The organism is Blattabacterium cuenoti, assembly GCF_014252115.1.
GTDB lineage: Bacteria > Bacteroidota > Bacteroidia > Flavobacteriales > Blattabacteriaceae > Blattabacterium > Blattabacterium cuenoti_AK.
In genome coordinates this window covers 338,795-351,625 of record NZ_CP059211.1, presented here as the reverse complement: position 1 = coordinate 351,625, position 12,831 = coordinate 338,795, and the positions used below count along the sequence as shown (strand labels likewise).

At 26.5% G+C, this 12,831-nt stretch carries 6 protein-coding genes; all 6 read left to right on the top strand.

From position 1 onward, the window contains the following. Positions 1-127: 127 nt before the first annotated feature. The 6 genes from dnaE to carB all read left to right on the top strand — a co-directional run bounded on the left by dnaE (position 128) and on the right by carB (position 12,830). Positions 128-4,420, top strand: coding sequence for a DNA polymerase III subunit alpha (gene dnaE / locus H0H44_RS01640; RefSeq protein WP_185871413.1), 4,293 nt, complete (start codon positions 128-130; stop codon positions 4,418-4,420). A gap of 179 nt (positions 4,421-4,599) precedes the next feature. Next, entirely contained in the window at positions 4,600-6,378 is a 1,779-nt protein-coding gene (locus tag H0H44_RS01635; RefSeq protein WP_185871412.1) for an argininosuccinate synthase domain-containing protein, read from the top strand. Then, a complete protein-coding gene (gene argC / locus H0H44_RS01630) occupies positions 6,371-7,345 on the top strand; it encodes an N-acetyl-gamma-glutamyl-phosphate reductase (protein WP_185871411.1) in 975 nt (324 codons plus the stop codon). Before H0H44_RS01635 ends, argC begins: the two co-directional genes overlap by 8 nt. A gap of 2 nt (positions 7,346-7,347) precedes the next feature. Further along, positions 7,348-8,487 (top strand): aspartate aminotransferase family protein, encoded by a 1,140-nt coding sequence (locus H0H44_RS01625; RefSeq protein WP_185871410.1) that lies wholly within the window; start codon positions 7,348-7,350, stop codon positions 8,485-8,487. A 9-nt stretch (positions 8,488-8,496) separates the two neighbouring features. Next, positions 8,497-9,609, top strand: coding sequence for a glutamine-hydrolyzing carbamoyl-phosphate synthase small subunit (gene carA / locus H0H44_RS01620; RefSeq protein WP_185871409.1), 1,113 nt, complete (start codon positions 8,497-8,499; stop codon positions 9,607-9,609). After that, a complete protein-coding gene (gene carB, locus H0H44_RS01615) occupies positions 9,606-12,830 on the top strand; it encodes a carbamoyl-phosphate synthase (glutamine-hydrolyzing) large subunit (protein ID WP_185871408.1) in 3,225 nt (1,074 codons plus the stop codon). Before carA ends, carB begins: the two co-directional genes overlap by 4 nt. Position 12,831: the final 1 nt, after the last annotated feature.

Here is a 12,831-nt window from a genome sequence, read left to right as displayed (position 1 = left end):
AGAAAAACTAGAATACAGTAATTTTAATATTTTTTTTGTTTATTTATTTTTTTATTTGCATAAAAAAACAGGTAATACAAAACTAATAATTTTTCATTAACTTTTTCTATTATAATTGAAATATAAAATGTATCTCATTGTTGACACCGAAACAACAGGATTGCCTGTATCTTATAATCTTCCAATTACTAATGTAGAAGATTGGCCAAGAATCGTACAAATTTCATGGCAAAATCATGATATAATAGGCGATTATACAGAATTTAAAAGTTTCATTATAAAACCTGATCATTATGATATTCCTTTTAATGCTTTTAAGATTCATGGAATAACTAATGAAAAAGCGGATAAGTATGGAGTGGATTTAAGTTTTGTTCTAAATGAATTTAAAAAATCTCTTGATAAATCTCAATGTTTAATTGGTCATAATTTAGATTTTGATATAAAAGTTATCAAATGTGAGTTTTTTAGAAAAAAAATCTCAGTTTCTTTCCTAAAGAAAAAGTTGTTAGATACAAAAGTAATTTCTACTTCTTATTGCAAATTATCAGGAATTGGAAAAAGATTAAAATGGCCTACATTATCTGAATTATATCAAAAACTTTTTGGAGAAAAAATTACAAATTTACATAACGCATCAAATGATGTAAAAGCTACAGCACGTTCTTTTTTAGAATTATTACGCATAGGAGTAATATCACATCAAGATATAGGGGTAAAAGAAGATGTAATATTAAACTTTAGAAAAAAAAATACAAAGAAAATCTCTTCTTCTATGGTTTTTTTTAAAGAAAAAGATAATCATATTCCTTTTCTTTCTTCAAGAAAAGAAAAAAAAATATTTATCAAAAATAATGATGCAATTTTAAAGGATAAATTGAAAAAAAAAAAATATTCTCATATTCATAATCACACCTATTTTTCTATTCTTTATTCAACTATGAACATTCAATCTTTAATAGAAAGAGCTATACATTTTAATATGTCGGCTGTAGGTATAACAGATTATGGAAACATGATGGGATCTTTTCATTTTTTAAATGCTATTCATTCTACAAATAAAAAATATTATCCAGAAAAATCAATTAAAGGAATTGTAGGATGCGAAGTGTTTATATCAGATAATTATTCACAAAAAAAATTTACTAAAGAAGAACCGGACAAACGATACCAACAAGTATTTTTATCTAAAAATAAGAAGGGTTATCATAATTTATCTAAACTTTGTTCATTAGGTTTTACAAAAGGTTTTTATGCTGGTATTCCCAGAATTGGAAAAAAGTTAATCGAAAAATATAAAGAAAATTTAATTGCTCTTACTGGAGACTTAAATGCAGAAATTCCATACACCATTTTAAATTATGGAGAAAGAAAAGCAGAAAAAATTTTTTTATGGTGGAAAGATCTTTTTGGAGATGATTTTTATATAGAACTATTACGTCATGGTTTAGAAGAAGAAGATTATGTTAATGATATTTTACTAAAATTCTCAAAAAAATATCATGTAAAATATATCATACAAAATAATACTTTCTATCTGGATAAAAAAGAAGCAAATGCTCATGATATTTTACTTTGTATAAAAAATGCAGAAAAACAATTAACTCCTATAGGAAAAGGAAGAGGTTATAGATTTGGGTTCCCAAACCATGAATTTTATTTTAAAAGTACAGAAGAAATGAAGGAGATATTCTTTGATATTCCAGAATCTTTTGATTTTTTAGAGGAATTAGTTAGTAAAATTGAATCTTATCATCTTTCAAATAAAATATTACTTCCAAAATTTCAAATTCCAAAGTCTTTTGAAGATCCTATAGATAAAACAGATGGAGGAAATAGAGGAGAAAATCGTTATTTAAAAAAAATAACTTTTGATGGAGCCAAAAAACGTTATAAAAATATTACCAAAAAAATTGAAGAAAGAATTTTTTTTGAATTAAAAACAATAGAAAAAATTGGCTATCCTGGTTATTTTCTCATTGTTCACAATTTCATTTCTCAAGCTAGAAAAATGAATATTTCAGTAGGACCTGGAAGAGGATCTGTTGCAGGATCTATTATTGCTTATTGTATAGGAATTACCAATATAGATCCAATAAAATATCATCTTCTTTTTGAACGATTTTTGAATCCAGACAGAATTTCTTTACCAGATATTGATATTGATTTTGACGATAAAGGACGTGAAAAAATTATTGAATGGGTTGTTCAAAAATATGGTAAACATCAAGTAGCACAAATTATAACATATGCAACAATGGGGGCTAAATCATCTATAAGAGATACTGGACGTGTTTTAGGTTTATCTCTAAAAGAAACTGATCGTATCGCAAAAATGATTCCTAATATGCTTTCATTAAAAACAATCTTATCTAATAAAAAAAATGTATCAGGAATAAGTAAAGAAGAGATGAATAATATACAAAAATTGAGAAATATTGCTAAAAGTAAAGATTTATTAGAAGGAAAAGTTTTACAGCAAGCAAAAATTTTAGAAGGAACTATCAGAAGTACAGGAGTACATGCTTGCGGTATTATAATAAGTCCAAATGATATTCAAGAATATATTCCCGTATCTATATCCAAAGAATCAGATTTATTACTTACACAATTTGATAATCATGTAGTGGAACATGCTGGTTTATTAAAAATGGATTTTTTAGGATTAAAAACTCTTACTATTATTAAAGATACCATAAATATTATCAAAAAAAGACGTGAAAATATTGATATGAAAAATCACTCATTTTCTTTTTCTTTAAAAGATGAAAAAACTTATCATCTTTTTCAAAAAGGAGAAACTGTCGCTATTTTTCAATATGAATCTACAGGAATGCAGAAATATTTACGTCAGATAAAACCTGATAAATTTGATGATTTAATTGCAATGACAGCATTATATAGACCAGGTCCTTTACAGTACATTCCTAATTTTATATCCAGAAAACATGGTAAAGAAGCTATAACCTATGATTTACCAGAAATGGAGGAGTTTTTAAAAGAAACTTATGGAATAACAATTTATCAAGAACAAGTCATGTTAATAGCCCAAAAAATAGCTGATTTTAGCAAAGGAGAAGCGGATATTCTTAGAATAGCTATGGGAAAGAAACAAAAAGAAAGTCTCAATAAAATGAAAAATGTATTTCTTAACCAAGCTATAAAGAAAGGTTATCCTAAAAATATATTAGAAAAAATATGGAAAGATTGGGAATATTTTTCTTGTTATGCTTTTAATAAATCCCATGCTACATGTTATGCATATATAGCTTTTCAAACTGCTTATTTAAAAGCACATTTTCCATGTGAATATATGGGGTCTGTATTAAGCAATAATATGCATAACATTAAACAACTTACTTTTTTTATAGAAGAATGTAAAAAAATGAATTTATCTGTAATTAGTCCAGATATAAACGAAAGTGATTCTTTTTTTAAAGTAATTGATTCTGATCGGATTAGATTTGGTCTTGCGGGAATAAAAGGGATTGGGAAAAATGCTGTAAGAATCATTCTTCAAGAAAGAAAAAAAAACGGACCCTATACCTCTATTTTTAATCTTGTTAAAAGAATAGACTTACGTGTAGTGAATAAAAAAACTTTAGAAAGTTTAATATTATCCGGATCTTTAGATAGTTTTAATCTTGAAAGAGAACAATATTTTCATATTGGATTTGATGACAAATTAAGTACTCTAGAGAAAATTATTAGGTTTGGATCCAAATTACAAAAAACAAAAAAAAAAATAGATAAACCTATTATTAGTAAATGTAATTTGTGGAATAAAACATTTAAATTATTTAAAGAAAAAGAAGTGTTAGGTATTTATATTTCTGCACATCCTTTAGATGATTTTTATTATGAAATGAAGTATTTCACAAATCTATCTTTAGAACAATTAAAAAAGAAAGAATCTTTCCTCGTAGGAAAAGAAATACATACATGTGGGATTTTATCAAAAATAGAAAAAAAAATATATATAAGAAATGGAACAAAATATGGAATTTTTTCATTAGAAGATTACTCTTCTTCTCAAGAATTCATAATTTATGGAAAACAATATTTAAAATATGAACCTATTATGATTCATAACAATCCATTATATTTATGTTTTTCTATTAATAAAAAATACAAAATCAAGATCTTACATATAGAAAAATTACAAGACGTTTTCAAAAAACTGGTACATAAACTGATAATCAAAATTAATATAAACAGTTTAAATAGTGAATTGATTAACAACATAGAAGAACTTTTTCTTCAAAAAAAAATGGGAAACAAAAAATTGAATATAGTTCTTTATGATAAACTGAGTCAGTTTTCTTTAAATTTTGAATCTGTTAAATATGAAATTAATATTAATTCAAGTTTATTAAAAAAATTAGAAAAAATAAAAGGATTAGATTTTAGTTTAAACTAAAACTTATCAATCTTTTCAATAAAAATGTATAAAGATTTAAATTAAAAAGACTTTATTAAATTTGTACTTGGTCATAAAGTAAAATATATGAAGTATTATTCATACATACTATTTATTACCAACAGATAACAATAATAAAACACATTTTTTTAGTTTAGTGAGTTTTTTTGTAAACAAAAATGAAAATAAAAGTAAGAGTATCTCATGAAGAGGATACGAAATATGCTTCTTTAATTTGTAAAAAGATTAAGGAATCGGCAGAAATTAGGGGAACTGGAATTTCAAAAAAAGATCCAGAATATATTAAATTAAAAATGGTTCATGGAAATTCGGTCATTGCTTTTTTTGACGAAAAATTGGCAGGATTTGGTTATCTTGAAACTTTTCAAAATGAAGAATTTGTCGTTAATTCTGGTTTAATTGTTTTCCCTGAATTTAGAAAGCAAGGATTGGCAAAATTTATTAAAATTGAAATTTTTAACCTTTCTAGAAAAAAATTTCCAAATTCTAAAATTTTTAGTATTACAACAAGCAATCCAGTTATTAAAATAAATACAGAATTAGGGTTTAAACCTGTTTCATTTAGCGAATTGACTCATTCAGAAAAGTTTTGGAAAGGATGTACAAGTTGTGCAAACTTTGATATATTAACCAGAAATAATAGAAAAATGTGTTTATGTACAGGTCTTTTATACAATCCTAATACAGATAAGGATTATAAAAAAGATAGAAATTATTTATTATCTACTGGAGATAAAATTGTTTTGGCTTATAGTGGTGGTTTAGATACCTCTTATTGTTTAAAATATTTAATACAAGAAAAATATGAAGTTCATACAGTTATTATTAATACAGGAGGTTTTAAAAAAAATGAATTAGATAAAATTGAAGAAAGAGCTTTAAATATCGGATCTAAATCTCACAAAACTATTGACGCTATAGAAGAATACTATCATAATTGTATAAAGTATCTTATATTCGGAAATATTCTTAAAAATAATACTTATCCACTTTCAGCAAGTTCCGAAAGAATTTTTCAGGCTATTAAGATTGCGCAATATGCTACTTTTATTCAAGCAAAAGCAATTGCTCATGGAAGTACAGGAGCAGGGAATGATCAAATTAGATTTGATATAGCTTTTCAAATTCTTTGCCCAGAAAAAATAACTTTATCTCCTATAAGAGATAGAAAAGTATCTAGAAAAGAAGAAATTGAATATTTGAAAGAAAAAGGAGTTTCTATTTCTTGGGATCAGGCTAAATATTCCATAAATAAAGGAATTTGGGGGACTAGTATAGGAGGAAAGGAAACTCTTACTTCTTATCACGATTTTCCAGAAGAAGCTTATCCAACAAAATTAAGTAGTAAAAAAAGTGAAAACTTAAAATTAGAATTTGAAAAGGGGGAATTAGTAAGTGTGAATAAAGAAAAAGGAAAAGCTATCAAAAATATAATAAAAATTGAAAAAATTGCTTCAAAATTTGCTATAGGAAGAGGGATTCATATAGGAGATACTATTTTGGGAATAAAAGGAAGAGTTGCATTCGAAGCTTCAGCTGCAATTATTATTATCAAAGCTCATCATTTATTAGAAAAACATATTCTTACGAAATGGCAACTTTATTGGAAGGACCAATTATCCAATTGGTATGGTATGTTACTTCATGAAGCTCAATACTTAGATCCCGTTATGCGGGATATAGAAAAATTTCTAAAGAGTACACAAGAAAGATTGACCGGAACTGTAGATATAATTCTGTATCCTTATAGATTCCATTTAGTAGGAATCAAATCGAAATTTGATTTAATGACATCTTCTAATTCTAATATGGCTCAATATGGAGAAATGAATTATGCTTGGACAGCAGAAGATGTGAAGGGGTTCACGAAAATTTTAAGTAATCAAATGAAAATATATCACAATTTAAATAAAAAAGATAAAAAAGAGAATGATTAAAATAGGTATTATAGGAGGAACTGGGTATACTGCTGGAGAATTAATTAGATTGATGATTCATCATCCAAAAATTGATATTCAAAATATAGTTAGTAAAAGTCATCCAGGAAAGTTAATTCATTTGGTTCATCAAGATTTATTAGGAGAAATGAAAAACAAAAAGTTTTCTTGTGATTTAAACAAGAAAATAGATGTTGTATTTCTTTGTTCTGGACATGACCAATCTAAAAAAGAATTGAATAATATATCAGAAAATATAAAAGTGATTGATTTGAGTCAAGATTTCAGAATGGAGATAAAATCCGTTTTTAATAATAGAAATTTTATATATGGATTACCAGAACTTCAAAAAGAAAAAATAAAAAAATCTAATAATATAGCCAATCCCGGATGTTTTGCGACGGCGATTCTTTTAGGTATTTTACCATTAATTAAAAATCAATTATTGAAAAAAGACATTCATATTAGTGCAATAACGGGTTCTACAGGATCTGGAAGAAAATTGAGTGATACTAATCATTTTAGTTTGAGAAATAATAATATATCTGTTTATAAAATTTTTCAACATCAACATTTGCAGGAGATTGAACAAACTATTCATAAGGTACAAAAAAATTTTTATTCTAAAATTTATTTTGTACCTTATAGAGGAAATTTTTCTAGGGGAATTATAACAACTTTATATACTCATTCTTTTTTTTCTTTGGAAAAGAATCAAGAGATATATAAAGAATATTATAAAAATCATCCGTTTGTAAAAATTTCTGATATTAATATTGATATCAAACAAGTGATTAATACCAATAAATGTATTTTACATCTTCTTAAAGAGGAAAATCAACTGATTGTTATAAGCATAATAGATAACCTCATAAAAGGTGCTTCTGGTCAAGCCATACAAAATATGAATCTTATGTTTGATTTGGATGAAACTTGTGGTTTAAAATTAAAATCCGTTCGTTTCTAAAAATGAAATTATTTGACGTTTATCCTATTCTAGATATAGAATTAAGTAAGAGTAAAGGATCTTATGTTTTTGATGTAAAAGGAAATATGTATTTAGATTTTTATGGAGGACATGCTGTCATTTCTATTGGACATTCGCATCCATGTTATATAGAGGCTTTAAAAAAACAAATTCATAAAATATCCTATTATTCTAATAGCGTTTATATTTCCCAAAAAAATAAATTAGCTTATTTACTTGGAAATATATCCGGATATGAAGACTATTCATTATTTATATGTAATTCCGGTACAGAATCTAATGAAAATGCATTGAAAATAGCTTCTTTTCATACAGGTAAAAAAAAAATTATTGCTTTTAGAGGGTCTTTTCATGGAAGAACAAGTGGGAGTCTATCGGTAACGGATAACTACAAATTTATATCTCCTTTTAATGCTCAACATGAAACCGTATTTATGAATTATCAAGATGTTGATTCTTTGGAAGAAAGATTAAAAAATAAAGATATTTGTGCTGTAATTACTGAAGGAATACAAGGTTTATCTGGAATTATAGATCCCGGTTTATATTTTTTTTCTAAAGTAGAAAATTTTTGCAGAAAATACAATATAGTATTGATTATAGATGAAGTTCAGAGTGGGTATGGAAGAACGGGGACTTTTTTTTCTCATCAATTTTATACTATAAAACCAGATTTAATTACTGTAGCTAAAGGTATGGGAAATGGATTTCCTATAGGAGGAGTGCTCATACATCCTAAATTTAAACCATACTATGGAATGTTAGGAACAACTTTTGGGGGGAATCATTTAGCTTGTACAGCTGGTATTGCCGTATTGAAAATTATCAAAAAAGAAAATTTAATTGAAAATGCAAAAAAAATGGGAAAAATATTGTTTCAAAAATTACGGGTTATTCCTGAAATCAAAGAAGTCAGAGGAAGAGGATTAATGATAGGACTGAAATTTAAATTTCCCATTCATAATTTGAAAAATATTTTAATATACAAAGAAAAAGTATTTGTTGGAATATCTAATAATCCATATGTTTTACGGTTACTTCCTCCATTAAATATCAATGAAAATCATATAAAATTATTTATAAAGAAATTAAAGAATGCCTTAGCATATCTATTGAGATAGATAAAAAAAATGGAAAATAACAAAAAAATAAAAAAAGCGATACTTGTATTGAAAGATGGGACTCGGTATGAAGCTTATCATTTTGGAGCCCCAGTTTCCTCTTCTGGAGAAGTTGTATTTAATACATCTATGACCGGTTATATCGAAAGTATAACAGATCCTTCTTATAAAGGACAAATATTAACTTATACTTATCCTATAATAGGAAATTATGGAGTTCCATCTTCCATCTATAGTGAAAAATCCATTTCTGAATTTTATGAATCTGATAGAATTCAAGTATCCGGACTTATTATTTCTTATTATTCTAATCGTCCATACCATTGGAATATGAATCAAACCTTGTCGAATTGGTTGTATGAAAATGGAATCCCTGGATTATATGGTGTAGATACCAGATTTATTGCAAAAAAACTTAGAAAAAATGGAGGATCTATGTTAGGTAAAATTTTAATGGAAAATGAAGATATTCCTTTTTATGATCCGAATCAGGATAATCTTTCTGAGAAAGTGTCAATACAAAAAAAAACTATATATGGAAATGGAAAATATAAAATACTACTTGTGGATTTTGGATTAAAGAATAATATATTACGTTGTTTATTACGAAGAGATTGTTCTGTTATCAGAATTCCATGGAATTATGATTTTACAAAAGAAGAATATGATGGATTGATTCTTTCTAATGGACCTGGAAATCCTAAGATTTATAAAAAATCAATAGATTGTCTTCGTATAGTTATGAAAAAAGAACTACCTATATTTGGTATATGTTTGGGAAATCAACTTTTAGGTATAGCGGCAGGAGGGAATACTTATAAATTGAAATATGCGCATAGAAGTCATAATCAACCAGTTTTTTCATTAAAAACCGGTAAAAGTTTCATTACATCACAAAACCATGGATATGTTTTAGATGTAAGAAATATTCATAAAGAATGGAAAATATTTTTTAAGAATTTAAATGATGATACTTGCGAAGGTATCATTCATAATAATAAACCCTTTTTTTCGGTACAGTTTCATCCAGAAGCTTCAAGTGGACCTAGAGATACCGAATTTTTATTCGATTTTTTTATAGATTCAGTAAAAAAAATAAAGAATCTTTCGAAATTAGTATGAAAATAGATAAAGTACTCATCCTGGGATCAGGTGCATTAAAAATAGGAGAAGCTGGTGAATTTGATTATTCTGGAACACAAGCATTAAAAGCCCTTAAAGAGGAGGGAATTTATACTATATTGATTAATCCAAATATTGCCACAGTTCAAACTTCAAAAGAAGTCGCTGATAAAGTTTATTTTCTTCCTTTAACTTTATTTTTCATTAAACGTGTTATAGATAAAGAAAGACCACAAGGAATTTTATTGTCTTTTGGAGGTCAAACTGCCTTGAATTGTGGAATTCAGCTTTTTAAAGAAGGTGTTATAAAAGAATATAATGTTCAAGTTTTAGGGACTTCTATTAAATCTATTATTCATAGTGAAGATAGAAGTCTATTTAGAAATAGGTTATCTCATATTAATATAAAAACAGCGAAAAGTTTTGTGGCTTATTCTATGAATGATGCAATTTCTTATTCTATAGAAATAGGGTTTCCTATTATTATTAGATCAGCTTATACCCTTGGAGGTTTAGGAAGTGGTTTTGCTAAAAATGTCAACGACTTGAAAAAAATAGTAAATAAAGCTTTTTCTTATTCATCTCAAATTATTGTAGAAGAATATTTAGAAGGATGGAAAGAGATTGAATATGAAATAGTTAGAGATAAGTATGATAATTGTATAGCTGTCTGTAATATGGAAAATTTTGATCCGATAGGAATTCATACAGGAGAAAGCATTGTTGTAGCTCCGTCACAAACTTTAACAAATTCTGAATATTATAATTTAAGAAAATTAGCGATAGATCTCGCTAGAGATTTTCATATAATAGGAGAATGTAACGTTCAGTTTGCTTTAGATCCTAGTTCAGAAGATTATCGTGTTATTGAAATGAATGCGCGTCTTTCTCGTTCTAGTGCTCTTGCTTCTAAAGCAACAGGCTACCCTTTAGCTTTTGTATCTGCTAAATTATCCATAGGATATGGATTGCATGAATTAAAAAATTATGTTACTAAAAATACTTCTGCTTTTTTTGAACCTGCATTGGATTATGTAGTATGTAAGATACCTAGATGGGATCTAAAAAAATTTTATGGTGTTTCCAATAGAATTGGAAGTAGTATGAAAAGTGTAGGAGAAGTTATGGCTATTGGAGGATCTTTTGAAGAAGCTTTGCAAAAAGGAATTCGTATGTTAGATATAGGAATGCAAGGATTCATTAATATTTTTAACAAAAAAAAATTGAAATCTGCTCGGTTATTGAAAGAATATCTAAAAAAACCTACGGATCAAAGAATTTTATTTTTAGAAGAAGCTTTAGAAGAAGGTTTATCCATTCAAGAAATACATCATTTGACAAAAATTGATCCATGGTTTTTATATCAACTTGATAATATTTTTCAAACGAAAAAAAAGATAGATCGTTTTGATGATTTGATAGATCTTCCGGAAGAATTATTACGGAAAGCAAAAAAAGAAGGTTTCTCTGATATACAAATAGCTAGTATTTTATTAAAAAATCGGAATCATAATATTTCTAATTTAGAACAAGAAATTAGAGATTATAGAAAAGAAAAAAATATAATTCCATATGTAAGACAAATTGATACGTCAGCTTCTGAACATCCTACATATACAAATTATTTATATTTAACATATCATGCTATTCAACATGATATTATTTATGAAGAAGATGAAAAATCTGTTATCACATTGGGATCTGGTGTTTATAGAATTGGAAGTAGTGTAGAATTCGATTGGTGTTGTGTTAATGCATTAAATACGATTCACAAAGAATCTTATAGATCTATAATGATAAATTATAATCCAGAAACTGTCAGTACTGATTTTGATGTATGTGATAGATTATATTTTGAAGAGCTTACTTTAGAACGTGTATTAGATATTATTGAACTAGAAAAACCTAAAGGAACAATTGTATCCATGGGAGGACAAATTCCTAATAATTTAGTTTTAAAACTTTATGATCAAAAGGTAAAAATTTTAGGAACTTCTCCTGTTTCTATAGATAAAGTGGAAAATAGATATAAATTCTCTAATGCTATGGATTATTTAAAGATCAGACAACCTAAATGGAAAGAATTGTCCGATTTTGATGCAATCCATCAATTTATAGAAGAAGTTGATTTTCCTATATTGGTTAGACCTTCTTATGTTCTTTCTGGAGAAAATATGAATATTATTTCTAACCAAGAAGAACTCCAGTATTATCTCCATGAAAAAAAAATTATCTCTTCCAAATATCCACTAATTATTACAGAATTTATTAAAAATGCTAAAGAAATTGAATTAGATGCTGTTTCTCAAAATGGAAAAATATTGTATTATGCTATATCAGAACATGTTGAATTTGCAGGAGTGCATTCAGGAGATGCAACACTGGTATATCCTCCACATAATCTATATTTATCTACATTAAAAGAAATTATTCGTATATCTGAAAAAATATCCAGATATTTTAATATATCTGGTCCTTTCAACATACAATTTTTATCTAAAGATAATGAATTAAAAGTAATTGAATGCAATTTAAGAGCTTCCAGAAGCTTTCCTTTTGTATCAAAAGTGTCTCATTTTAATATGATTGAGTTGGCGACTCAAGTGATACTTGGAAAAAAGAAAGATAAAATAGATCCTAATTTTTTTATTACAAATTTTTTGGGAGTAAAAGCTTCTCAATTTTCCTTTTCACGTTTGCAAAATGCTGACCCTATTTTAGGTGTAGATATGGCTTCTACAGGAGAAGTAGGATGTTTAGGAAACTCTTTAGATGAAGCTCTTTTAAAATCTATGCTTTCCGTAGGATACACTGTACCAAAAAAAAATATATTGATATCTGGAGGCCCTATTGAATCTAAGTTAGAACTTTTAGAAGTTGTAAAACTTTTGCATAAAAAAGGATATATATTATTTGCTACAGAAGGAACCAATAGTTTTTTATCTCATAATGGAATTCCTTCAATTAAAGTTTATTGGCCTAATGTTAAAAAATATTCAAATGTTATTGAGTTAATAAAAAATAGAAAATTGGATCTTATTATTAATATTCCAAAAAACCTAAGTAAATCAGAATTGAATAATGATTATACTATCAGACGTTATGCTGTAGATTTTAATATCCCTCTACTCACTAATGCACGTTTAGCAAAAGCATTTATAAAAGCTTTTTGTAATTTATCTATGGATCAATTATTTATAAAAGCTTGGAATGAATATTGAA